The 23,390-nt window shown below is 57.4% G+C and carries 21 protein-coding genes; 12 read left to right on the top strand and 9 right to left on the bottom strand.

Annotated features, from left to right (window positions below):
* Positions 1-583: 583 nt before the first annotated feature.
* Positions 584-1,948 (top strand): KamA family radical SAM protein, encoded by a 1,365-nt coding sequence (locus ACP86_RS05740; protein WP_053113029.1) that lies wholly within the window; start codon positions 584-586, stop codon positions 1,946-1,948.
* A 54-nt stretch (positions 1,949-2,002) separates the two neighbouring features.
* Here the strand turns inward: ACP86_RS05740 and ACP86_RS05745 are convergent, their stop codons facing one another.
* The 3 genes from ACP86_RS05745 to trxA all read right to left on the bottom strand — a co-directional run bounded on the left by ACP86_RS05745 (position 2,003) and on the right by trxA (position 3,575).
* Entirely contained in the window at positions 2,003-2,236 is a 234-nt protein-coding gene (locus tag ACP86_RS05745; protein WP_014578277.1) for a hypothetical protein, read from the bottom strand.
* Positions 2,237-2,299: 63 nt separating this feature from the next.
* Positions 2,300-2,626 (bottom strand): hypothetical protein, encoded by a 327-nt coding sequence (locus tag ACP86_RS05750; protein ID WP_014578278.1) that lies wholly within the window; start codon positions 2,624-2,626, stop codon positions 2,300-2,302.
* Positions 2,627-2,711: 85 nt separating this feature from the next.
* Complete coding sequence (trxA, locus tag ACP86_RS05755; protein ID WP_014578279.1) at positions 2,712-3,575, bottom strand: thioredoxin; 864 nt, start codon at positions 3,573-3,575, stop codon at positions 2,712-2,714.
* A gap of 207 nt (positions 3,576-3,782) precedes the next feature.
* On the opposite strand from trxA, the gene lon reads away from it, so the two are divergent.
* Positions 3,783-6,233, top strand: a complete 2,451-nt coding sequence (gene lon, locus ACP86_RS05760) for an endopeptidase La (RefSeq protein ID WP_053113030.1) — start codon at positions 3,783-3,785, stop codon at positions 6,231-6,233.
* Positions 6,234-6,261: 28 nt separating this feature from the next.
* On the opposite strand, the gene ACP86_RS05765 is transcribed toward lon, so the two are convergent.
* On the bottom strand, positions 6,262-6,756 hold the full coding sequence (locus ACP86_RS05765; protein ID WP_008171562.1) for a MarR family winged helix-turn-helix transcriptional regulator: 495 nt from the start codon (positions 6,754-6,756) through the stop codon (positions 6,262-6,264).
* 165 nt (positions 6,757-6,921) lie between these two features.
* Here ACP86_RS05765 and ACP86_RS05770 point away from each other — a divergent pair, with 165 nt between their 5' ends.
* From ACP86_RS05770 to ACP86_RS05815, 10 genes are all read left to right on the top strand, one after another.
* Complete coding sequence (locus ACP86_RS05770) at positions 6,922-7,830, top strand: tetratricopeptide repeat protein (protein WP_053113031.1); 909 nt, start codon at positions 6,922-6,924, stop codon at positions 7,828-7,830.
* Between the two features lie 154 nt (positions 7,831-7,984).
* Entirely contained in the window at positions 7,985-9,097 is a 1,113-nt protein-coding gene (locus ACP86_RS05775; protein WP_053113032.1) for a branched-chain amino acid ABC transporter substrate-binding protein, read from the top strand.
* A 162-nt stretch (positions 9,098-9,259) separates the two neighbouring features.
* A complete protein-coding gene (gene livH / locus ACP86_RS05780; RefSeq protein ID WP_014578284.1) occupies positions 9,260-10,183 on the top strand; it encodes a high-affinity branched-chain amino acid ABC transporter permease LivH in 924 nt (307 codons plus the stop codon).
* The gene (locus ACP86_RS05785; protein WP_053113033.1) at positions 10,183-11,454 is read left to right on the top strand and encodes a high-affinity branched-chain amino acid ABC transporter permease LivM; all 1,272 of its coding nucleotides are present in this window, start codon (positions 10,183-10,185) and stop codon (positions 11,452-11,454) included. The genes livH and ACP86_RS05785 overlap by 1 nt, the downstream gene beginning before the upstream one ends.
* A gap of 6 nt (positions 11,455-11,460) precedes the next feature.
* On the top strand, positions 11,461-12,216 hold the full coding sequence (gene livG, locus ACP86_RS05790; RefSeq protein WP_053113034.1) for a high-affinity branched-chain amino acid ABC transporter ATP-binding protein LivG: 756 nt from the start codon (positions 11,461-11,463) through the stop codon (positions 12,214-12,216).
* A 9-nt stretch (positions 12,217-12,225) separates the two neighbouring features.
* Positions 12,226-12,927 carry an ABC transporter ATP-binding protein gene (locus ACP86_RS05795; RefSeq protein WP_008171549.1) on the top strand — a complete coding sequence of 234 codons (702 nt, stop codon included), beginning with the start codon at positions 12,226-12,228 and terminating at the stop codon, positions 12,925-12,927.
* Positions 12,928-13,167: 240 nt separating this feature from the next.
* Positions 13,168-13,632 (top strand): DUF3015 domain-containing protein, encoded by a 465-nt coding sequence (locus ACP86_RS05800; RefSeq protein ID WP_008171548.1) that lies wholly within the window; start codon positions 13,168-13,170, stop codon positions 13,630-13,632.
* A gap of 89 nt (positions 13,633-13,721) precedes the next feature.
* Positions 13,722-15,587 carry a DUF4105 domain-containing protein gene (locus tag ACP86_RS05805; RefSeq protein WP_053113035.1) on the top strand — a complete coding sequence of 622 codons (1,866 nt, stop codon included), beginning with the start codon at positions 13,722-13,724 and terminating at the stop codon, positions 15,585-15,587.
* Positions 15,557-16,435: an alpha/beta hydrolase gene (locus ACP86_RS05810; protein ID WP_053113036.1), complete on the top strand. Its 879-nt coding sequence runs from the start codon at positions 15,557-15,559 to the stop codon at positions 16,433-16,435. Before ACP86_RS05805 ends, ACP86_RS05810 begins: the two co-directional genes overlap by 31 nt.
* The gene (locus ACP86_RS05815) at positions 16,422-16,652 is read left to right on the top strand and encodes a hypothetical protein (protein ID WP_053113037.1); all 231 of its coding nucleotides are present in this window, start codon (positions 16,422-16,424) and stop codon (positions 16,650-16,652) included. The genes ACP86_RS05810 and ACP86_RS05815 overlap by 14 nt, the downstream gene beginning before the upstream one ends.
* Here ACP86_RS05815 and pnp read toward each other — a convergent pair.
* The 5 genes from pnp to infB form a co-directional block, all read right to left on the bottom strand.
* Positions 16,649-18,742: a polyribonucleotide nucleotidyltransferase gene (gene pnp, locus ACP86_RS05820; protein WP_227507930.1), complete on the bottom strand. Its 2,094-nt coding sequence runs from the start codon at positions 18,740-18,742 to the stop codon at positions 16,649-16,651. The two genes, ACP86_RS05815 and pnp, sit on opposite strands and share 4 nt — an antisense overlap.
* A 359-nt stretch (positions 18,743-19,101) precedes the next feature.
* A complete protein-coding gene (gene rpsO, locus ACP86_RS05825) occupies positions 19,102-19,371 on the bottom strand; it encodes a 30S ribosomal protein S15 (RefSeq protein WP_008171539.1) in 270 nt (89 codons plus the stop codon).
* Between the two features lie 78 nt (positions 19,372-19,449).
* On the bottom strand, positions 19,450-20,391 hold the full coding sequence (truB, locus tag ACP86_RS05830) for a tRNA pseudouridine(55) synthase TruB (protein ID WP_053113039.1): 942 nt from the start codon (positions 20,389-20,391) through the stop codon (positions 19,450-19,452).
* Positions 20,388-20,810, bottom strand: a complete 423-nt coding sequence (gene rbfA, locus ACP86_RS05835) for a 30S ribosome-binding factor RbfA (RefSeq protein ID WP_008171536.1) — start codon at positions 20,808-20,810, stop codon at positions 20,388-20,390. Before rbfA ends, truB begins: the two co-directional genes overlap by 4 nt.
* Before the next feature lie 25 nt (positions 20,811-20,835).
* Positions 20,836-23,379, bottom strand: coding sequence for a translation initiation factor IF-2 (infB, locus tag ACP86_RS05840; RefSeq protein ID WP_053113040.1), 2,544 nt, complete (start codon positions 23,377-23,379; stop codon positions 20,836-20,838).
* Positions 23,380-23,390: the final 11 nt, after the last annotated feature.

Consider the following 23,390-nt stretch of genomic DNA (forward strand, 5'->3'; position numbering starts at 1 on the left):
GATGAAATGCAGTGTTTTGTTGTGGGTATGTCAGCCTGACAGGTGTACCGGCTCCCAGTACACAGAACCTGTACAAAGCATAGAACAGCTTTCACACTTTTCCTGCCCGATCGCACCCGATTTACGGGCTTTTGGCCCCACGAATGATCGGTATGCCGATGAAGCGCGCGGATCAGCCAACCCATTTTGTCGTCTTTTTACTACATTTTTAACGCTAAATTCAATTTACACCCTATCCAAATCCATTTCAGGGGCGCTCTTTGCGGTTACTTACGGAAGAATGACCGTTTTTGGACCATCAGACAACCAGACTGCGACCAATGTCGTAGCATTCTTATCAACCGGAAAATTGATTACCACGCTAAACGATATCCTCGCCGCAATTCGCTACACATTCGCCGCCGTTAGCGATTTTTGTTGAATATTCTGAGCCTTCAACTCTTCTACCCATCTAATTTACCGGAACTTTTTAATTAGACCTGAAAATAATCCCCCGTTTATGTATACTCGCCTGCCTGATTTTTAACCACCGAAAAGTGGTCGGACCACTTTTTCCGTCATTGGCACCAACAGAGGGCGATCTATGAACTCCATCGTCACCTTTCCGAACCGGATTCCCACTACCGAGTTCGAGGAACGGCGTTTCAAGGTCTACACAGACCGCCAGCTCGACAAGATTGAAGTTATTCAGAATCTCCCTGAGGAGACGCTGTTTGAAATGAAGGTGGTAGCCAGCGTGCTACCGTTCCGGGTCAACGAATATGTGATCAATGAACTGATCAACTGGGACAAGGTTCCCAACGACCCGATCTATCAGCTTGTCTTCCCCCAGAAAGGCATGTTGAAAGAAGAGCATTACGAGCGCATGGCAACAATGCACCGGGAAGGTGCCGACAAAAAAGAGATCCAGGCGGTTGCCAAGGAAATCCGGGATGAACTGAACCCGCACCCGGCAGGCCAGATGGAAATGAACATGCCGGAGCTCGACGGTGAGGTGCTGGACGGCGTTCAGCACAAGTACCGCGAAACAGTGCTGTTTTTCCCGGCCCAGGGTCAGACCTGCCACTCTTACTGCACCTTCTGTTTCCGCTGGGCACAGTTTGTCGGTGACAAGGACCTGAAAATGGCCAGCACCGAAGCCGAGAAGCTCCACGGCTACCTGCAGGAGCACACCGAGGTAACCGACCTGTTGGTGACCGGTGGTGATCCAATGGTCATGAAAACCAAGAACCTGGTGCAGTATCTCGAGCCACTGCTGCAGCCCGAGTTCGACCACATCCAGACCATCCGCATCGGCACCAAGGCCCTCACCTTCTGGCCCTACCGCTTTGTGACCGACAAGGATGCGGATGAGCTGATCGATCTGTTCGCTCGTCTCGTGGACGCCGGCAAGCACGTGGCCATCATGGCCCACTACAACCACTGGCAGGAAATCACCACCGAGATCGCCGAAGAGGCCATCCGACGTATCCGCGCCACCGGCGCCGAGATCCGAGCCCAGGGCCCGCTGATCAAGCACGTCAACGACGATGCCGACGCCTGGGCAAAACTGTGGAAGAAGGAAGTGCAGCTGGGCATCATCCCCTACTACATGTTTGTAGAGCGGGACACCGGTGCCAAAAACTACTTTGAAGTACCTCTCGCCGAAGCCTTCCACATCTATCGGGAAGCCATGAAAAAGGTCAGCGGCCTGGCCCGGACCGCCCGCGGCCCCTCCATGAGCGCCGGCCCCGGCAAGGTGGAGATTCAGGGTATAACTGAAATCAACGGCGAGAAGGTGTTCGTCCTGCGCTTCCTGCAGGGTCGTAATCCGGACTGGGTTCAGCGCCCGTTCTTCGCCAAGTACAGCGAGACGGCCACCTGGCTACACGAGCTGGAACCGGCCTTTGGCGAAGAGAAGTTCTTCTTTGAAGATGAGTATGAAGCCATGAAGAGGGGCAACGGCTAAAGGCCGGCCCTGGCGTGATAAAAAGCGGCCCCAGTGACGGGGCCGCTTTGCTTTTCAGCGATTGGAACGACGCGCTTTCCAGTTGGGAATAACCCAAAAGACCAGGGCTCCGAACACAGCCCCGATAATGCCAATCAACGCTACCTGCAGACCACCATTACCCAGAACCCCATCCTGGACGTTCTCCATCGCCAGCAAGCCGGCAATGAGGATCCATGGAGTGAGAAGAATAAGGGCGCTCAAAGCCAGAAATCGCTGAATTCGACGATCATCTTTTCGACTACGCATAATGACCTCTCCCAATAAATGAGCCTATGAATACTGCATCTATTAGTCATTGGATCAGGTTCGTTATTTTTGCCTCACAAACTTGGGCACAAACCCCTCTGGCTTGTCCCTGAGCCACTCAACAAACGTCCGCAACTCCTCCAGCTGCAGCAGCTTTTCCCGGGTGTTGAAGTACAGACCCAGTTCGTATTCCGAGCGAGCTTTATGAATGGCGTTATGACACGGCCTGCACACCCACAGGGTTCGGGTGATCAGATCTTCTTTGGTGAACAGTTTCTGGAAGCGCTTCTTCCGATGCAGGTGCTTGGGGATAAGGTGGTGCCGGGTGAGCCTGGCAACCGGGCGTTCGCAGAGTTCGCAATTGTCTGGCTGGGGTGGGAGCTTGAGCATTGTGTTTGCTTGAACGAGGGCCGGATGAAGACATTCACCCGGCCCCGGATTCAACCTCGGGTTCTGATCTCCCCGAGCAACCTAATCAGTGCATCAGGGTATAGAGCTTTCGCCGATAGGTCCGCACATCCGGGTTATTGTTACCCAGCTTGTCGAACAGCTCGATCAGCGTTGTCTTGGCCACTTCGTCCTTGTATTTACTGTCCACCTGCATCAAACGGATCAGAAGATCCATGGCCTCGGCGTTGTTCTCCTGTAATACGTGGTGGAGCGCCAACTGATGCAGAGCGTTCGGGTCTTTGGGATCCTGCTCCAGCGCCATTTCGAGATCCTTGATCGGTGGCAGCTCGGCAGACTGCCGGAGAAACTTCAGGCGGGCCGCCAACTGCTTTGCCTGGTGCTGCATCTTCTCCTCCGGCGGAAGGCTTTCCAGTACCTGTTCAGCCGTCTCAAGATCACCCATCTCCGCTTTCAGCTGGGCAAGATCAATCAGTACCTTCAGGTTCTCGGGATCCTCCTGGTTCATCTGCGACAGGATGGCCAGCGCTCCCTCAACATCGCCCTCTTCCCAGATCCGATGGGCCTTGTCATACGGATCCTCCTTCGGCGCTTCAACATGCTTGTCCAGAACCTTGCGGATTTCGTTTTCCGGCAGCGCACCGTTAAATCCATCCACCGCCTGGCCGTTCTTGACCAGAATGACCGTTGGCAGACTGCGCACACCAAGGCTGGAGGTAAGCTGCTCCTGCTCGTCGGCGTTCACCTTGGCGAGCATGAACGCGCCCTGGTAATCCTCAGCGAGTTTTTCCAGCAAGGGCATCAACTGCTTGCACGGAGCGCACCACTCAGCCCAGACATCGACCAGAACGGGTGTGCTGGCAGAGGCTTCCATCACCTTCTGCTGAAAGTTTTCCATGGTGGCGTCAAAAATATACGGAGAGTTGCTCATGCAAGGCACCTGAAAAGTCGTATGAATCATCGGAAACTGCCAGAGACATGGGGCCAACTCCCGGAAATTCAAGCGCCAACAGCGCCAACCCAACTCCTTGAAATCACCGTATCTGCCGTTACATAGCTAATAAGCAACGCCCCGGGGCAATGACGCAGCAGCCCGTCCCGGGCAGATTCACAACCTTTCCGGATGGATACTCGCGGCATGAATGATGAGACGCAAAACGATTCACTAGAGGAATTCGAAGAGGACGTGACCGAATATATCGGCAAGGACGAGCACAGCAAGAGCCTTGCCCTGCCCCAGCAGATGATGCCCCGGCGCATGTACGTGCTGCCGGTTTCGAACCGTCCGTTTTTCCCGGCCCAGGTGCAGCCTGTGGTGGTCAACCAGAATCCGTGGCAGGAAACCCTGAAGCGGGTCGGCGAAACCGACCACAAGGTCATGGGTATCTGTTTTGTGGAAGAAGAGGATGCGGAGGCAGGCGTACCTGCCAGCGAACAGCTGGAGACTATCGGCTGCGCCGTGCGCGTACATCATGCCCAGAATGAAAGCGGCAAGGTTCAGTTCATCGCTCAGGGGCTTCAACGCTTTAGGATTGTCCAGTGGTTGCGCCGCAAACCGCCGTACCTGGTTGAAGTGGAATATCCGGCAGAACCGGAAGAAGAGGCAGACGAACTCAAGGCCTACACCCTCGCCATTATTAGCGCGATCAAGGAGCTGCTGCGCACCAATCCGTTATACGGCGAGGAGGTAAAACAATACCTGTCCCGGTTCGGGCCGGATGACAGTTCTCCGCTTGCCGACTTTGGCGCCTCGATGACCAGCGCTCCGGGTAACGAATTGCAGGATGTGCTGGACACCGTTCCCCTGCTCCGCCGCATGGAAAAAGTCCTGCTCCTGATGCGCAAGGAACAGGAAGTCGCTCGGCTCCAGTCGGAAATCAGCGAAGAGGTTAACGCCAAGGTACAGAAGCACCAGCGCGAGTTCTTCCTGAAGGAACAGCTCAAGGTCATCCAGCGTGAGCTGGGCATGGCCAAGGACGACAAGACCGCAGACGTGGAGCGTTTCGAGCAGCGCATGGCAGAGCTGCAACCGCCCGAGGCTGTGCAGGAGCGTTTCCGGGATGAACTCGAAAAACTGCAGGTGCTGGAACAGGGCTCCCCGGAATATGGCGTTACCCGTAACTATCTCGACTGGCTAACCCAGGTTCCCTGGGGCGTTCACTCGGAAGATCACTTCGATCTGGCCGAAGCACGTCGGATACTCGACCGCGACCACGACGGCCTCGACGATGTGAAAGACCGAATCATCGAATTTCTGGCGGAAGGAACGTTCAAGGGCGAGGTCAGCGGTTCGATCCTCTTGCTGGTCGGCCCACCGGGCGTTGGCAAGACGTCCATAGGCCATTCCGTGGCGGACGCACTTGGCCGGAAATTCTACCGCTTCAGCGTGGGCGGCATGCGTGATGAAGCCGAAATCAAAGGCCACCGTCGCACCTACATCGGCGCCATGCCGGGCAAGTTTGTTCAGGCGCTGAAGGATTCCAAGGTTGCGAACCCGGTGATCATGCTGGATGAGATCGACAAGATCGGCGCCTCCTTCCAGGGTGACCCGGCATCCGCCCTGCTGGAAACGCTGGACCCGGAACAGAACCGGGACTTTCTTGATCACTATCTCGATGTTCGCATGGACCTCTCAAAGGTTCTGTTCATCTGCACCGCGAACCAGCTGGACACGATTCCGCGGCCGCTGCTGGACCGCATGGATGTCATTCGTCTGTCCGGCTATATCGCGGAAGAGAAACTGGCCATCGCCAAGCACTTCCTGCTTCCCAGACTGCTGAAGCGGGCTGGGCTGCTGAAAAAGCAGCTCAACATCACGGACGCAGCGATCAAGCAGGTTATTGAGGGCTATGCGCGAGAGGCCGGCGTGCGGAGCCTGGAAAAACTCCTGCACAAGATACTCCGCAAGGGGATCGTGAAGCTGCTGGAAAACCCGGACCAGCCGGTCAAGGTGGGCGTGTCGGATCTGCAGAGTTATCTGGGGCGGCCTTCGTTCAAGAAAGAGAAATCCCTGAAAGGCACCGGCGTTGTCACTGGCCTGGCCTGGACCGCCATGGGCGGAGCCACCCTGAGCATCGAGGCCTCCAGGATTCACAGCGCACAACGCGGCTTTAAACTGACGGGCCAGCTGGGTGATGTCATGAAAGAGTCCGCAGAAATCGCCTACAGCTATGTGTCCTCAAACCTCAAGCGCTTCAAAGGCGACCCGACGTTCTTCGACAAGTCCTTCGTGCACTTGCACGTGCCCGAAGGCGCCACGCCGAAGGATGGCCCCAGCGCCGGTGTCACGATGGCCACCGCCCTGCTGTCGATCGCACGCGGAGAGGCGCCACAACAAAACATCGCCATGACCGGAGAGCTCACCCTGACCGGACAGGTGCTGCCGGTAGGCGGCATTCGAGAGAAGGTCATTGCGGCGCGTCGGCAGAAAATCAGTAACCTGATCCTGCCGGAAGCCAATCGGGGGGATTATGAGGAGCTGCCGCAGTACCTGAAGGAAGGCCTGGCGGTGAACTTTGCCAAGCATTACAGCGATGTTTTCCAGGTGTGCTTCGCCAATAAGCCGAGGAAAGGGTCTTCGGTGCACTAATGGCAGGAGAAAGCCTGGCTCATTGAGGTCAGGCTTTCTCCTTCCACCCGTCATCCTTCAGAACCGACCCAACGGTTAGCACCGGTGATGCATCAATATCATCCGCATCCATCATGTTGGCCACCCGCTGAAGCGAAGCCAGGATCATCGTTTGCTCCCATTCTGCCAGGCTCTGGAATTTCTGGATGAAATCCTCCTGCAACGGATTGGGCGCCCGGGCCAGAAGATCTGCACCTTCCTCGGTCAGGTGCGCGTGAACCTTACGTTTGTCCTGGGTGCTGCGTACCCGATAAACCAGTTTCCGATGCTCGAGGCGATCCAGGATGGTGGTTACCGTCGCCTGGCTGAGACTGACCTTTTCCGCAATGGTGCCGATAGTCACCTCGCCCAGATCCCGAATCGTTCTCATGATCAGCAGCTGGGGCCCCGTGAGCCCGGCATGCTTGCTGAGACGCTTCGAATGAAGGTCCGTCGCCCGGATAACCCGCCTGAGAGCTACCAGTACATCTTCATAACTGTTCACAGCAATACTCCGATTCGGTCATGGGAATTTCTTTATACCCCTAACTATTAGAGGTCTTTGCACCCATGATTGCAAGTCAGGGAGATTCCCGGCATTTCTTCGGCCTTCCACTATGCTAAGGTTTCCCACTTGTTCCACTTACGACAGACGGACGGAATGCGCCCGATGATCAAGTATTTCCTGCCTTTTCTTTTGATGACGACGTTCGCCGGTACCCTCTTCGCCCAGGATAAACTGGGGCCAGAGGGAGAACTCACCTCAGAAGACCTGAGAGAGAGCATCAAGACGCTGGAAAAGCCGATGTATACCCCTTTCATCGAGCTTTACCTGTTAGAAGAGAGCAAAGCGTTGCGCAAAGAAATGCAGAACACCCGCGCAGAACTGATCGAAAAGGTGGTAGACAAGGAACTGTCCGTTGCCGACAAAACCATGTCCTATGCCACCGATACCGTTACCTACTTCTTTTACTTGATCGCCGGCGCCACCTCCATTCTCGTGGTGATCGGCTGGAACTCCATCCGGGACATGCGCAATCAGCTGACCAGTCTGGCCGAAAAACGGGTCAACGAGCTGGTGATCGAGTATGAGCAACGGCTCGAGTTCATCGAGGACCAGCTCAAGCAGAAATCCGACATCATTCACCAGAACCAGGCCGAGATCGAGCGCACCAACGAAGTGCATTCCCTGTGGCTGAAAGCCAGCCAGGAAACCTCACAGCAGAACAAGATTTCCGCCTACGACCAGATTCTGGATCTTCGCCCGGATGATGTGGAAGCTCTGAGTTACAAGGCCGACGCTGTCCTGGAAATGCAGGAACCGTTGTGGGCCATCAGTCTCTGCCAACGCGCGCTGAAGCTTGCACCGGATAATGGCCACGCGCACTATCAGCTGGCATGCGCCTATGCGGAAATCGGCCGCTGGGAGGACGCAGTAAGCACCTTGAAGAAAGCTATTGAAATTTCCGAGGCATACCGCGACGATGCTTCCGTAGACGTGAGTTTTGATCAGCTCCGCGAACATGAGAGCTTCCGGGTGCTGGTCTCAGAGGATGAAGAAGACGGCAGGGACGCGTGACAACGTTCAGAGCGGCACGGGTTTTGCCTTTGCAGACTGGCCCGTGTTCCGGAGCAAACTCCAGAGCCATCTGCTTGACAAGCAGTGAGGTGTGGTGTTTTTTTAACTCTCTGAGAACACAAGAATAACCCTGAAATAAAACAGGACAGACTCAATGAGAACTTCAGTAAAAAAACTCGTAACCGCTGTTAGTACTTCCGTCGCCCTGATGGGTGCCGGCCACGCCGCCGCAGAAATCCAGATCGGTATCGCCGGCCCCATGACTGGCCCCGTTGCCCAGTATGGTGACATGCAATTCTCTGGCGCCCGCATGGCGATCGAGCAGATCAACGCCAATGGCGGTGTCATGGGCGAAGAGCTCGTTGCCGTTGAATACGACGACGTGTGTGACCCGAAGCAGGCCGTAACGGTTGCCAACAGCCTGGTCAACGATGGCGTTCGTTTTGTAATCGGCCACCTGTGCTCCAGCTCTACCCAGCCCGCATCTGACATCTACGAAGATGAAGGCATCCTGATGGTGACGCCGGCTTCCACCAGCCCGGAAATTACCGAGCGTGGCTATGAACTGGTGTTCCGTACGATCGGCCTCGACAGCATGCAGGGCCCGGTTGCCGCCAACTACATCGCCTCACAGAGTCCTGAGCGCGTGGCCATCGTTCACGACAAGCAGCAGTACGGTGAAGGTATTGCCACCGCGGTTCGTGACACCCTGAAGGACGCTGGCGTTGAAATCGCCATGTTCGAAGGCATCACCGCCGGTGACAAGGACTTCTCATCACTGGTCACCAAGCTCAAGCAAGCTGATGTGGACTACGTTTACTACGGCGGTTACCACCCGGAGCTGGGTCTGATCCTGCGCCAGGCTGACTCCGCTGGTCTGGATGCCCGTTTCATGGGCCCAGAGGGCGTGGGTAACAAGGACATCAATACTATCGCCGGCGAAGCAGCCGAAGGCCTCCTGGTAACCCTGCCACCGGCATTCGATCAGAAAGCTGAAAACCAGGCGCTCGTGAAGGCGTTCCAGGACAAAGGCGAGGATCCTTCCGGTCCGTTCGTTCTGACCTCCTACACCGCGGTTCAACTGGTGGCAGAAGGTATTGAAGCGGCCGACTCCACCGATCCGTTCGATGTTGCCGCTGCGCTGCGCGAAGGCACCTTCCAGACTCCGATCGGCACCGTTGAATACGACAAGGCCGGCGACATGAAGTCATTCGAGTTTGTTGTGTACGAATGGCATTCAGATGGAAGCAAAACTCCGGTAAACTAAGCCAAAATCGTTAACAAACGGTAATCATGAGAACACCTTCTCACCGCGATCCGGGAGAAGGTGTTTTTCTAGGCTCCTGTTGATCCTCCCCCACTTCCTGCCCGGATATCCCGGACACGGGGTGTGGTAGCGGAGGGAGCAGGCTTTCGGAGTCCCATAACAATGCAAGACCTCCTTTATTTCTCACAGCAGCTCATCAACGGGCTGACGATCGGGAGCACTTACGCCCTGATCGCCATCGGCTACACGATGGTTTACGGCATCATCGGCATGATCAACTTTGCCCATGGTGAAATCTATATGATCGGTGCCTACACGGCGCTGATTGCCATTACCGGCCTCGCCGCTCTTGGCATTGCCTGGTTGCCACTGATACTGATCGTCGCACTGCTGTGTGCCATGATCGTCTCCAGCTCCATGGGCTGGGCAGTGGAACGGGTGGCCTACCGGCCCGTGCGGGGGCGTCACCGCCTGATCCCGCTGATCTCCGCCATCGGCATGTCCATCTTCCTGCAGAACTACGTTCACCTGGCACAGGGATCCCGCAACATTGGTTTCCCGGCCCTGATTGACGGTGGTTTCAACTTCGGTTCCGGTGACGGTTTCCAGATGTCCCTGTCCTATATGCAGATCACCATCTTCATCACCACACTGATCTGTATGACAGCCCTGTCCCTGTTTATTTCCCGTTCACGGACTGGCCGCGCCTGCCGGGCCGTGTCACAGGACCTGGGTATGGCCAACCTGCTGGGCATCGACACCAACCGGATCATCTCGGCAACCTTTGTGATCGGTGCGGCACTGGCAGCCGTTGCCGGCCTGCTTCTGGGCATGTACTACGGTTCGGTTGATCCTCTGTTCGGCTTCATTGCCGGCTTGAAAGCCTTTACCGCAGCGGTACTTGGCGGCATTGGCAGCATACCCGGCGCGATGCTGGGAGGACTGATATTGGGCGTGGCAGAGAGCATGACCTCCGGCTACCTCAGCGGTGAGTACAAGGATGTGATCTCATTCAGCCTGCTGATTCTGATTCTGCTGTTCAAACCCACCGGCCTGCTCGGCAAACCGGAGGTTGAGAAGATCTGATGGCTGCTAACAATTTCAGACACGCACTTTTCTGCGCGTTCATTACACTGATCATTTCCTACCCGATCATTGGGTTCAATCTTGAGGCCCAGGGCATCAACGTGACCCTGACCGGCGCCGATGCCACCACCATCGTGATGGTATTGCTCGCGGCAGTGATCGTATTCCTGTTCCAGATGTTCCGGGAACAGATCATGGGAGGCCTGAAGAGCATTCCCCATCCTCTGCCCGAATCCAACAAAGAGCCGATGGCGGAAAACCGTCGGGCAAAGATTGAGTCCTGGGTACTGACCGGCATCGTGGTTCTTGCACTATTCTGGCCCTTCTTCGTGTCCCGCGGTTCCGTGGATCTGGCCACACTGGTGCTGATCTATGTGATGCTGGCCCTTGGCCTGAACGTCGTGGTCGGTCTGGCCGGACTTCTGGATCTTGGCTACGTGGCATTCTACGCCGTGGGCGCCTACACCTTTGCCCTGCTCTCCCAGTACACCGGCATTTCGTTCTGGCTGGCACTGCCTATCGGTGCTCTGCTTGCCGCCCTGTTCGGTCTGGTGCTGGGCTTTCCGGTACTCCGGTTGCGGGGGGATTATCTGGCCATCGTAACCCTCGGGTTTGGCGAGATCATCCGGATACTCCTGAACAACTGGACGACGCTGACTGGCGGCCCCAACGGCATTGGTGGCATCCCCGATCCAACCCTGTTCGGCATGGAATTCGGGCGCCGGGTGAAGGAAGAGGGCAACACCTCGTTCCACGAAACCTTCGGCATCGCCTACAGCGGTGAGCACAAGGTTATCTTCCTGTACCTCATTGCCCTGGTTCTGGCGGTATTCACCGCGCTCGTAATCCGTCGATTCATGCGGATGCCCGTGGGCCGGGCCTGGGAAGCACTGCGGGAAGACGAGATCGCTGCCCGCTCCCTGGGTCTCAGCCGCACCGCAGTGAAGCTGTCCGCCTTTACCATTGGCGCCTTCTTTGCCGGTTTTGCCGGCACTGTGTTCGCCTCCAAGCAGGGCTTCATCAGCCCGGAATCGTTTGTTTTCCTGGAGTCTGCCATCATCCTGGCGATCGTGGTTCTCGGCGGCATGGGTTCCCAGATCGGTGTGGTACTGGCGGCAATCGCTGTCACCATCCTGCCGGAACTGGCCCGTGAGTTCTCCGAATACCGCATGCTGATCTTCGGTGCCGCTATGGTGCTGATGATGGTCTGGCGTCCGCAGGGCCTGATGCCCATGCGCCGCATTCATATTGAACTCAAAAGGCAGGAGTGACAGACGATGCTTGAAGTACAGAATCTGTCCATGCGCTTTGGCGGCCTGCTGGCGGTAGACGAAGTGTCTCTGGACGTTCAGGAACACGAGATTGTGTCCATCATCGGCCCCAACGGGGCTGGAAAAACCACTTTATTCAACTGCATGAGCGGTTTTTACAAGCCCACGGGCGGCAAGATCCTGTTCGAGGGCAAGGAAGTACAGGGTAAACCCGACTACAAGATCTCCCGACTGGGTATGGTGCGCACTTTCCAGCATGTGCGGCTGTTCAGCCAGATGACGGTGGTGGAAAACCTGCTGGTGGCTCAACACCGCCACCTGAACACCAACCTGATTTCGGGCCTGATCAAAACCCCCAGTTACCGGACCAAAGAGCAGAAATCCCTGGATCGGGCCGCCTACTGGCTGGATCGGGTTGGCCTGCTGGATCTGGCCAACCGGGAAGCCGGCAACCTCGCCTACGGTCAGCAACGGCGTCTGGAGATTGCCCGCTGCATGGTCACCGAGCCCAAGCTGTTAATGCTCGACGAGCCGGCAGCCGGCCTCAACCCGGCGGAAACCAAGGAACTCAACCAGCTGATCATCAGCCTGAAAGAGGACTACAACGTTTCCGTAGTGCTGATTGAGCACGACATGAGCCTGGTAATGGATATTTCCGACCGCATCAACGTCATCAACCAGGGCCGCCCCCTGGCCAGTGGCACACCGGAAGAAATCCGCCAGAACGACGACGTGATCAAAGCCTATCTGGGCGAGGCCTGAGGTAAACACATGTTAGTACTAGAAGATGTCCATACCCACTACGGCAAGATCGAGGCCTTGCACGGGGTGTCTGTCGAAGTCAAAAAGGGTGAGATCGTCTCGCTGATCGGCGCCAACGGCGCCGGCAAGACCACGCTGCTGATGACCGTCTGCGGTAACCCCCGGGCCAGTTCAGGACGCATTTTCCTGGAGGGCCGGGAAATCACCAACGAATCCACGGCGCAGATCATGCGCTCCGGCATCGCCATTGTTCCGGAGGGGCGTCGGGTGTTCTCGGGCCTGACCGTGGAGGAAAACCTCCACATGGGTGGTTTCTTCAACACCAAGGCCGAAATCCGCAAGAGCCAGGAGCACGTCTACGAGCTCTTCCCGCGCCTCAAGGAACGTGAACATCAGCGTGCCGGCACCATGTCCGGCGGCGAGCAGCAAATGCTGGCTATCGGGCGGGCCCTGATGAGCAGGCCAGAGATGATCATCCTTGATGAACCATCACTGGGCCTGGCACCGCTGATTATCAAGCAGATCTTCGAGATCATCGGCCAGCTTCGCGAGGAAGGCATTACGGTTTTCCTCGTCGAGCAGAACGCCCACCAGGCCCTCAACCTGGCAGACCGGGGTTACGTGCTGGAAACCGGAAAGATTCGCCTGCACGACACGGGCAAGAATCTGCTCAACAACCCGGATGTCCAGAACGCCTATCTGGGCGGCTGATCCTGGATCCTTGCCTCGAAGCATAAAACCGGAGCATGCACGCTGCTTCGGTTTTTTTTGGGGCTAAATCAAATACTCACCAATCTTTAAACTTGCGTTGGCTGGATTTCAACTATACTCAGATCAACGGTCAACCTGTCTCCACAAGACCAGTCAGGGCCGTTTTCGCAATGCTGCTCCACGTCAGGAGCAGCATTGTGTATTGCGACGACAGCTTTAAACCACAGGAAGGAGTGGATAATGAAAAAACTGATCGCAGGTGCAATTCTTCTTGGTGCCTCTTCCATGGCCTTTGCCCAACCGGGCTGTGGCGTCGGTGCCATGATCTGGAAAGGACAATCCGGCATTGCCCCCCACGTACTCGCTGCAACCACCAACGGTACCTTTGGTAACCAGACGTTTGGTATGACCACAGGTACCCTTGGCTGCCAGACCAACCAGTCTGTTCAGTCCATGGCCATGTACATGGACAGCAACATCGACAAGGTGGCCCGGGACATGTCCCGCGGTTCCGGCGAGAACCTGGACACCCTGGCAGTACTTCTGGGTGTTGACGAAGCGGATCGCGATGCGTTCCGCAAGGTGCTGCAGGACAACTTTGCCACCATTTTCCCGGACTCTGACACCACCTCCGGCGAAGCCGTGGACGCCATCGTCGCGCTCCTGGAGCAAAACGAGTCACTCAGCAAATACGTAGCAGCCTGATCCAGGCTCCTTGAAGGGACTCTCATGCGCCAGGGACGGCGCATCGTTCCATTCTCTACCCTGTTCAACCCCGGATGCAGCACCAACCCATGGGCAACATGCTTCGCATTGGGCCAGCCCTGATCTGGCTTGCAGTCAGCCTGCCGACCCAGGCCAATTCGCCTGAACACGCAACCGAGCTCCATCTCGACCCTGCCTGGCTCACACTCATTCATTATCAACCCGACAGGTTTGGTAGCGGATATACCAGCCAGGCCGATGATCCGGCCTTTTTCCTGAGCGAAAATGGCAAGCACTCCCCCCGGGCAGAGCTCAAAGCCACCCTGGATGCTATCCAGATAGACGGGGAAGGCGACGACCACGCCCTCTGCCGCTTCCCGGCACGGGCGACCTGGCTCAGTCAGCAACTCGATCTGTCGCTACCGGAAATCGAGTGTCCCGGCTTCCAGGAATGGTCGGAAACATTGAACACCGAGACGGTGACCCTGGTGTTTGCCGCCTCTTACCTCAACAGCCCGTCTTCCATGTTCGGCCACACGTTTCTGCGCCTGGACCCACCCCAGGATGACGACGAAACCAACCTGCTGCTGGCCAACACAATCTCCTATGCCGCTGATGCCGCCGCCCACGACAGTGAACTGCTGTTCGCGTACAAGGGCATTTTCGGCGGCTATCCCGGCATCACTACGGTCCAGCCGTACTACGAGAAAATTCGGCTTTACTCCGACATCGAACATCGTGACCTGTGGGAGTACAAACTGAACCTTACCCAGGATGAAGTGGACCTGATGATTGCCCACGCCTGGGAAATACGGGATCGGAATTTTGATTATTACTTCTTCGATGAAAACTGCGCCTATCGCCTGTTGGCGCTGATAGACATTGCCCGCCCGGGCACGGACCTTTTGGGGGAAGTAAGCACTCACGCCATTCCGTCGGACACGGTTCGCTGGGTGGTCGACAAGGATCTGGTCAGCGAAGTCTACTACCGCCCCTCGGCTGCCACGTCGGTGGCCTACAGTCTCTCTAGCCTGCCCGACGATCAACAGACCCTTGCGGCAGCCGTCGCCAACGGATATGTAGCCGCTGATGGTAGCGAAGTGAAGTCACTGCCAGCCGAGCAAAGAGCACATGTTCTGGACGCCACCTACGATTATGTTCGATACAAGAGCGAGGCCGACGGCTGGCCCCGTGAAATCGCCGCACCACTCTCCCATGACCTGTTGAGAGAGCGCAGCCAGATCAGCGACGTCGCACCGCCCGAGGAACCACCCGAACCGGTAGTTCGGGATGATCAGGGCCACGACACCTTCCGACTGAGCCTCGGAGCAGGCCAGCAGGCACACAGGGAATTCACCCAGTTGACCCTGCGCCCGGCCTACCACGATGTGCTGGACCCGCCGGCCGGCTACCGTACCGGTGCCCAGCTGCAGTTCCTCCGACTCGACGCGCGCCTGTATACCGACAACGACGAACTTCAACTGGAACAGCTTACCGGCGTGGAAATCCGCTCCCTGAGCCCGCGGAACGCCTTTTTCTCGCCACTGTCCTGGCAGGTAGGTTTTGGTGGCCGCCGCACGGATACTGGCAACGATCGGGTCCTGACGCCCTATCTCGAGGGCGGAGCTGGCGGCAGCTGGCGCCTTGGCAACCAGACCCAGGCCTTTGCCATCGCCACCGCCGACCTTGAAATCGACGACGACCTGCGCCGAGGCTACGATGCTGCCCCGGGCGCCGACATCGGCCTGCTCCATCAGAACAACCAGTTCAGCCTGCTCGCCGGTGCCAAAACCAAGGCCTGGATCGTTAGCAGCCAACACCGCCAGGATCAGCTTTACGCCAAAGCCAACTGGCACATCGGCCGGGAATTCAGCCTGTTCGCCGAATTCACCCGCGAAGATCACTACGACAGGTACCAGAGCACATGGCACGCCGGACTTCACGCCTACTTCTGATCGCCGCCAACGCCCGGATGCCCGGGCTTCTGGCTGCAGTTCTCATGCTGTCCGGTTGCAGTAGCGTGTTCTTCTACCCGGACAGGGTCACCTACATCACCCCGGACCGACTAAATCTCGAATACGAGGACGTCTACCTTGATACCGAGGACGGCGAGACCCTGCATGGCTGGTGGCTGCCCGCACAAGCACCTGAGAACAACGCCAGGGGCACGGTCTACTTCCTGCACGGCAACGCACAGAACATCAGCAGTCACATCCTCAACGTGGCGTGGTTGCCTGAGAAGGGCTACAACGTCTTTACCATCGACTATCGGGGCTACGGCAAATCTACTGGCGACCCGGACATCGAAGGCGCCCTGCACGACGTGGAAACCGGCCTGCGCTGGCTGGCCAAAAAACCTGACGTGACCGACCGCCCCCTATACATCCTCGGCCAGAGCCTCGGCGGCGGTCTCGGAATCGCCCTGGCCAGTGAATGGACTCAGAGGGAGGAACAGCCCCGGCTGGACGGTGTAATCCTGGATGGTACCTTCTCCGGCTTTCGCAAGATCGCCCGGGAGAAATTAGGTGGGTTCTGGCTTACCTGGCCGTTGCAGATCCCGCTAAGCTGGACCATACCCGACGACTACGAAGGTGTGGATCATATTCCTAGGATCAGTCCGGTGCAGGTGATGGTAATCCACAGCGTTCGAGACGGGATTATTCCCTTTCATCATGGAGAGGCGCTGTTTGAGGCAGCACAGGAGCCCAAAGAGTTCTTGCAGACGGATACGCCTCACGGGGCGACGTTTGTTATTCCCGGGTACCGGAGAGAGGTGCTTCGCTTCATGAATGCTGGGCGATAGAGTGTGGGCGGCTATTGGGTTTCCCTTTTCAAAAGTGTTGAGGGCCAAGGACGGCCCGAAACAAGCGCACATGGATGTGCTCGTAGCGTCTTTTGAAAAGGGAAACCCAACAGCCGCTTGCAACCAAGCCAAGCGCAAGAAAAAACCCGCCAATCCAGAGGAAAGGCGGGTTTTTATCAAGCCCGAAAACGATCAGGCAGAGAAATCGGTCGGCTAATCGCCTTCCTTGATTTCCTTCATGGACAGCTTCACGCGACCACGGTTGTCGACATCCAGCACCTTCACCAGAACTTCCTGACCTTCGCTCAGCTCGTCAGTCACGTTCTCGATACGGCGATCAGAGATCTGGGAAATGTGCACCAGACCATCCTTGCCGGGCAGGATGTTAACGAAGGCACCGAAGTCCACAATGCGCTCAACGCGGCCCTTGTAGATAGCACCCACTTCGATCTCGGCCGTGATTTCCTTGACCCGGTTCACCGCCGCCTGGGCAGCTTCCTGGTTGTCGGCGTAGATCTTCACGTTGCCATCATCATCCAGATCGATGGAAGCGCCGGTTTCGTCACAGATCGCGCGGATAACAGAACCGCCCTTACCGATAACGTCGCGGATTTTCTCCGGATTGATCTTGATGGTGGTAATGCTCGGCGCACGGGCAGACAGCTCGGCACGCGGCTCGGAGATCACCTTGTTCATCTCGCCCAGGATATGCAGACGCGCAGCGTGAGCCTGCTCGAGAGCGATTTCCATGATCTCGTCGGTGATGCCGTTGATCTTGATATCCATCTGCAGGGCGGTCACGCCCTCCTGGGTACCGGCCACCTTGAAGTCCATGTCGCCCAGGTGATCTTCGTCACCCAGGATATCAGTCAGGACCGCGAACTTGTCGCCTTCCTTGACCAGACCCATGGCGATACCGGCAACCGGTGCCTTGATGGGTACACCCGCGTCCATCAGCGCCAGGCTGGAACCACAGACAGAGGCCATGGAACTGGAACCGTTGGACTCGGTGATCTCGGAAACCGCACGGATAGCGTACGGGAATTCTTCCAGTGTCGGCATAACAGCCAGAACACCACGCTTGGCCAGACGACCGTGACCAACTTCGCGGCGGCCCGGGGTGCCTACACGGCCAGCTTCACCCACGGAGTACGGAGGGAAGTTGTAGTGGAACAGGAACGGATCCTTGCGCTCACCTTCCAGTGCATCAATGATTTGCACATCACGGGACGTACCCAGAGTAGTGGTCACGATGGCCTGGGTCTCGCCACGGGTAAACAGGGCGGAACCGTGAACGCTGGGCAGAACACCCACTTCAATTTCGATCGGACGGACAGTCTTGTTGTCACGACCATCGATCCGCGGCTTGCCATCAATGACCTGCTGGCGAACCACACTCTTCTCGATCTTGCCGAAGTACTTTTTGACTTCGTCTTCCGAAGGTTGGCCTTCCTCTTCACCGGCCAGTTTCTCAACGGCAGCGGCTTTTACTTCGCCAAGGCGCTCGTAGCGGGCCATCTTGTCACGAATGCCGTAGGCTTCCTCGATAGCACCGGCAAAGTCGGCCTTGATGGCATTCAGCAGCTCGGTGTTCTCGGCGGCCGGCTGCCAGTCCCAACGGGGCTTGCCTATTTCAGCGGCAAATTCCTTGATGGCGGTAACCGCTGTCTGCATTTCCTGATGACCATAAAGCACGCCGCCCAGCATCTGGTCTTCGGTCAGGCCTTTGGCTTCGGATTCAACCATCAGAACCGCGTCTTCAGTACCGGCAACGACCATATCCAGCAGGGAGGTCTGCAGTTCTTCAAACGTCGGGTTCAGGAAGTAACCGCGCTCATTGGTGTAACCCACGCGGGACGCACCGATGGGGCCATCGAACGGAATACCGGAGATGGACAGAGCGGCAGAAGCCGCCAGCATCGCGGCAATATCCGGGTCCTGGTTCTTGCTGGAGGACATGACCGTGGTGATGACCTGAACTTCGTTCATGAAGCCGTTCGGGAACAGCGGACGAATCGGACGGTCGATCAGGCGGGAGGTCAGCGTTTCCTTTTCGGAAGGACGACCTTCGCGCTTGAAGAAGCCACCGGGGATTTTGCCCACGGCGTAGGTCTTCTCGAAGTAGTTCACGGTCAGCGGGAAGAACGGCTGGCCGGGCTTGGCTTCTTTGGCGCCAACAACGGTGCCGAGAACGGAAATATCATCCACGGTTACCAGTACGGAACCGGTTGCCTGACGGGCAATGCGGCCGGTCTCCAGAGTGACGGTTTTGCCGCCAAGCTCAAATGATTTCTTGAAAGGTTTCAGATCCACAAAAAACTCCTGGTCTATCTGTTCCAGATTGATTCGTTCCGGGCGCCCCTGCGCTCGAAACCATAGTTCTGCAGATGATGTGCTGTGGTCTGAAGAGCAACCCGTCTGAAAGCTAACAGGCTGTTGCAAAACCCCGGTCTGGGAGGCGGCGGTTCCGGAGGCCGCCAGGCCCGGGCTTTTCAACAACCTGCTATCAATTTCGGCTTTCCATTACGACAGGGAATCCTTCGAACACACAGACAATCCAACTGCAGTGGGAGAAAAACACAACCAGCAGTCCCCGCGAGGAGGACTGCTGGTTGACGACTGCCGCCGGACGTACCGGCACAGCCCTCAGGTCGTAAAGACCCGGATTAGCGACGCAGACCCAGACGCTGGATGAGCTCCAGGTAACGATCGGCGTTCTTGCGCTTGAGGTAATCCAGCAGCTTACGACGCTGGTTTACCATCCGGATCAGGCCGCGGCGGGAATGGTGATCCTGCTTGTTGGCCTTGAAGTGATCCTGCAGCTTGTTGATGTTCGCGCTCAGCAGTGCCACCTGAACTTCAGGGGAACCGGTATCGCCATCACCTTGCTGAAAATCCTTAACGATCTGTGCTTTCTCGTTGGCAGAAAGTGCCATAACTCACCTCATTGTTTGCGATGCTTTCGAATACGGCCGAACCGCGCATCTCTACAGCCCGGCTAGACAGCGACGCGCCTAACGCTTTCCGCTGCTTTTCACCAGTCGGCGTGGGACCAGATTGGTCTGCTCGCCTTCCGGGAATGCTTCTGCAAGCCCGACGAAGCTTTCGTTAGCGCTCTCATTCGCATAGAGACGCACGAACCCGTCGTAAGCCTGACCCGGTATTCTAACCGGTTGTCCGTTCAAGATCGATACCAGCGCCTGCCCCGCCAGACGGTGCTCGGGGAACATGGACAGCGCGGCATCCGGTGCCACGAGGAGACCATCAAGGCTTTCACCCCGTTCACGCATCGCCTCCAGATCACTCACGGCATGGGCATCGGCCAGGGTGAACCCGGACGCCATGGTACGGCGCAGCGCCGTCACATGGGCTCCGCAGCCCAGGGCTTCACCGATATCCTCAACCAGTGAGCGAATGTACGTACCCTTGGTGCAGCTGACCGCGATATCCAGTTCATTCTCGCGAATATCCAGGAGCGTCAGTTCGTAAATGGTCACCGGTCTTGCCGGACGTTCCACCTCGATACCTTCGCGAGCATATTCGTAGAGCGGACGCCCTTTGTGCTTGAGCGCCGAGTACATGGAGGGAACCTGTTGGATATCACCCCGGAAACCGTCAAGTAACGGCTCCAACACCTCCGCGGTGAGACCGGCCGGTACCGGTTTCTCGGCAACGACGGCGCCCTCACTGTCACCGGTTTCGGTTTGGACTCCGAGCCGGGCGGTGGCAATGTAGGCCTTGTCGCTGTCGAGCATCATCTGGGAGAACTTGGTGGCCTCACCGAAGCACAGCGGCAGCACGCCCGTGGCCAGGGGATCAAGAGCACCGGTGTGGCCCGCCTTGGCGGCCCCGAACAGGCGCTTCACCTGCTGCAGGATGCCGTTGGAGGTAACACCTGCCGGCTTGTCGATAACGAGGATACCGTTAACGTCACGGCCTTTGCGTCTGCGGCTCAAGCGTTACGCTCCGGGTCATCCTGATCATCGTCGGTGCGGTCAACGGCCGGCTTGTCGCCGACCGCTTCCCGAATGAGGCTATCCATTTTGCGGCTGTATCCCTGCAGCGTATCGAAGTGGAAACGCAGCTGTGGCACAACCCGCAGCTTCATTGCGCGACCTACCTGGCCCCGCAGAAAGCCCGAGGCTTTGTTGAGCACCGCAATCGATTCCCGGACCTCCGGAGACTCTTCCGTCAGTTCTTCGGTGGAAAGCAGGGAAACATAGATATCGGCGTAGCCAAGATCACGACTGACCTTGACTGCGTTGACCGTGACCATACCCACCCGCGGGTCTTTGACTTCCCGCTGGATGAGCTGGGCCAGTTCCCGTTGCATCTGATCGCCGATGCGATCAATACGACTGAACTCTCTTGGCATTAGGCTTCCTTCAAAATCGGGCGCATCACGCGCCGGTGGACTCAAGCTTGCGCTCGACCCGGACGCGATCGAAAACCTCGATCTGGTCGCCGACTTTCACGTCGTAACCCTTAACGCCAATACCGCATTCCATACCGTTACGGACTTCAGGTACGTCGTCCTTGAAGCGACGCAGGGATTCCAGCTCGCCTTCAAAGATAACCACATTGTCCCGCAGAACCCGGATCGGCTTGTTACGGTAAACCGTGCCTTCAGTAACCATGCAACCGGCCACCTGACCAAACTTCGGCGAACGGAACACATCACGCACGTCGGCGATGCCAACAATATCTTCGCGGAATTCCGGTGCCAGCATGCCAGTCAGGGCTGCTTTCACATCATCAATCAGGTTATAGATGATGCTGTAGTAGCGCAGGTCCAGACCTTCCTGCTCAACCAGGCGCTTGGACGCTGTGTCGGCACGGACGTTGAAACCGAAGATTACCGCATTGGTTGCCATGGCCAGACTGACGTCGGTCTCGGCAATACCGCCAACACCGGACGACACGATCTTGACCTGAACCTCATCGTTACCCAAGTCCTGCAAGGCCTTGGTGATGGCTTCCAGCGAACCCCGAACGTCGGTCTTGAGCACAACATTGAGGGTTTTGACCTCGTCCTTGCCCATGTTCTCGAACAGGTTCTCAAGCTTGGCGGCCTGCTGACGCTGGAGACGCTGCTCCCGCTCACGGCTCTGACGGAACTCGGCCAGCTCTTTGGCCTTCTTCTCGTCGGCAACGGCGAAGAACTCGTCACCGGCATCCGGTGTACCGTTCAGACCGAGGATCTCGACCGGAATAGACGGGCCTGCTTCCTTGACCTGCTTGCCGGCTTCATCGGTCATCGCCCGGACCTTACCGAAGTAGGAACCGGCTACAACCATGTCGCCCTGACGCAGGGTACCGTTCTGTACCAGGACAGTCGCAACGGAACCGCGGCCACGCTCAAGGCTGGATTCGACGACCACGCCTTTGGCAGGCGCATCGGTTGCCGCCTCAAGCTCGAGCACTTCTGCCTGAAGCAGCAGCGCTTCCAGCAGATCTTCAATGCCCTCACCGGTGTGTGCTGAAACAGGCACGAACTGAACGTCACCGCCCCAGTCTTCCGGAATGACTTCCATGCCCGCCAACTCGGTCTTGACGCGATCGGGATCGGCCTCTTCCTTGTCCATCTTGTTGATGGCAACAACGATCGGCACCCCGGCGGAGCGCGCGTGCTGGACGGCTTCCTTGGTCTGTGGCATCACGCCGTCATCGGCGGCAACAACCAGGACAACGATATCCGTGCACTGGGCACCGCGGGCACGCATGGCGGTAAAGGCCGCGTGGCCCGGGGTATCCAGGAAGGACACCATGCCGTGATCCGTTTCTACGTGATAAGCACCAATGTGCTGGGTAATACCACCAGACTCACCGGAGGCCACCTTGGTACGGCGGATGTAGTCCAGCAGGGAGGTCTTACCGTGGTCAACATGACCCATCACGCTCACAACCGGAGCCCGCTTGGTCTTTTCGCCGCCCTCGAAGGAGAATTCGCTCAGAACCTCTTCCTCGAACGCATCGTCGCTGACGGTCTTGGCTTTATGACCCAATTCCTCGGTCACCAGAACGGCAGTTTCCTGGTCCAGTGCCTGGTTGATGGTGGCCATGACGCCCATGCCCATCAGGGTCTTGATAACATCAGCCGATTTGACTGCCATACGCTGGGCAAGGTCACCGACAGATATCGTTTCCGGAATCTCTACTTCTCTGACCATTGGTTTGGTCGGCCTCTCGAAAGCATGACGCTTCTCTTTGGGTTTCTTTTTCGCACGCAGCGGCTTGCGCAGCGTGGTCTCTTCCTCATCCTCGGAGATAACCAGCGGCTCTTCCACCGGACGACTGCGAGGACCACGATGGCCTGCCTGCTTCTTCTTCGGCTTGCCCTCTTCGATCTCGTCGCCGCGCTCGCGAACTTTTTCTTTCTTTTTCTTCGGCTTGCGGTCCTTGCCATCGCCCTCGGGCGGAGGCATCGGCATATCTTCCGGAGCGGGAACCGGCTCGGGCTCCGGCTCTTTCTTCGGCTCGGCCTTCTCTGCCTGCTCCGGCTGCTCTGCAGTCGCTGCCTCTGCGGGCTTCTCCGCTTCCGGCTGCTGGGCCTGCTCGGCCGCTACCTTTGGCGCCTCTTCCACCGGTGCCTGCTCCGGCTGCTGCTCAGCTACCGGCTCTTCCGGTTTAGGCGCTTCAGCCTCAGGCTGCAATTCCGCCCGTTTGATGTAGGTACGGCGCTTGCGAACCTCAACGTTGACGGTCTTTGCCTTGCCGGCCTTGAGCGTCGTAGTGGTCTTGCGCTTCAGGGTAATCTTGCGCGGTTCGGCGTCGGCCTCACCGTGGGTCTTTCTCAAATAGGCCAGCAACTGCTGCTTCTCATCGCTGGAGACAGAATCATTCTCGGAGCGGGCTTTCAGGCCAGCCTCCACAATCTGCTTCAGCAAACGATCCACGGGAGCGCCTACATCTTCGGCCAGTTGTTTTACCGTTACTTCAGCCATACTGGTCCTCC

The sequence above is a fragment of the Marinobacter sp. CP1 genome, from assembly GCF_001266795.1.
Lineage (GTDB): Bacteria > Pseudomonadota > Gammaproteobacteria > Pseudomonadales > Oleiphilaceae > Marinobacter > Marinobacter flavimaris.

Bases quoted from the DNA above. Each gene is read 5' to 3' on its own strand.
- ACP86_RS05750 (WP_014578278.1), bottom strand. From the start codon at position 2,626: ATGCTCAAGCTCCCACCCCAGCCAGACAATTGCGAACTCTGCGAACGC.
- ACP86_RS05800 (WP_008171548.1), top strand. From the start codon at position 13,168: ATGAAAAAACTGATCGCAGGTGCAATTCTTCTTGGTGCCTCTTCCATG.
- ACP86_RS05775 (WP_053113032.1), top strand. From the start codon at position 7,985: ATGAGAACTTCAGTAAAAAAACTCGTAACCGCTGTTAGTACTTCCGTC.
- ACP86_RS05810 (WP_053113036.1), top strand. From the start codon at position 15,557: ATGGCACGCCGGACTTCACGCCTACTTCTGATCGCCGCCAACGCCCGG.
- ACP86_RS05745 (WP_014578277.1), bottom strand. From the start codon at position 2,236: ATGCGTAGTCGAAAAGATGATCGTCGAATTCAGCGATTTCTGGCTTTG.
- ACP86_RS05795 (WP_008171549.1), top strand. From the start codon at position 12,226: ATGTTAGTACTAGAAGATGTCCATACCCACTACGGCAAGATCGAGGCC.
- rbfA (WP_008171536.1), bottom strand. From the start codon at position 20,810: ATGCCAAGAGAGTTCAGTCGTATTGATCGCATCGGCGATCAGATGCAA.
- lon (WP_053113030.1), top strand. From the start codon at position 3,783: ATGAATGATGAGACGCAAAACGATTCACTAGAGGAATTCGAAGAGGAC.
- ACP86_RS05805 (WP_053113035.1), top strand. From the start codon at position 13,722: ATGGGCAACATGCTTCGCATTGGGCCAGCCCTGATCTGGCTTGCAGTC.
- rpsO (WP_008171539.1), bottom strand. From the start codon at position 19,371: ATGGCACTTTCTGCCAACGAGAAAGCACAGATCGTTAAGGATTTTCAG.
- ACP86_RS05815 (WP_053113037.1), top strand. From the start codon at position 16,422: ATGCTGGGCGATAGAGTGTGGGCGGCTATTGGGTTTCCCTTTTCAAAA.
- ACP86_RS05740 (WP_053113029.1), top strand. From the start codon at position 584: ATGAACTCCATCGTCACCTTTCCGAACCGGATTCCCACTACCGAGTTC.
- livG (WP_053113034.1), top strand. From the start codon at position 11,461: ATGCTTGAAGTACAGAATCTGTCCATGCGCTTTGGCGGCCTGCTGGCG.
- livH (WP_014578284.1), top strand. From the start codon at position 9,260: ATGCAAGACCTCCTTTATTTCTCACAGCAGCTCATCAACGGGCTGACG.
- ACP86_RS05770 (WP_053113031.1), top strand. From the start codon at position 6,922: ATGATCAAGTATTTCCTGCCTTTTCTTTTGATGACGACGTTCGCCGGT.
- infB (WP_053113040.1), bottom strand. From the start codon at position 23,379: ATGGCTGAAGTAACGGTAAAACAACTGGCCGAAGATGTAGGCGCTCCC.
- ACP86_RS05785 (WP_053113033.1), top strand. From the start codon at position 10,183: ATGGCTGCTAACAATTTCAGACACGCACTTTTCTGCGCGTTCATTACA.
- trxA (WP_014578279.1), bottom strand. From the start codon at position 3,575: ATGAGCAACTCTCCGTATATTTTTGACGCCACCATGGAAAACTTTCAG.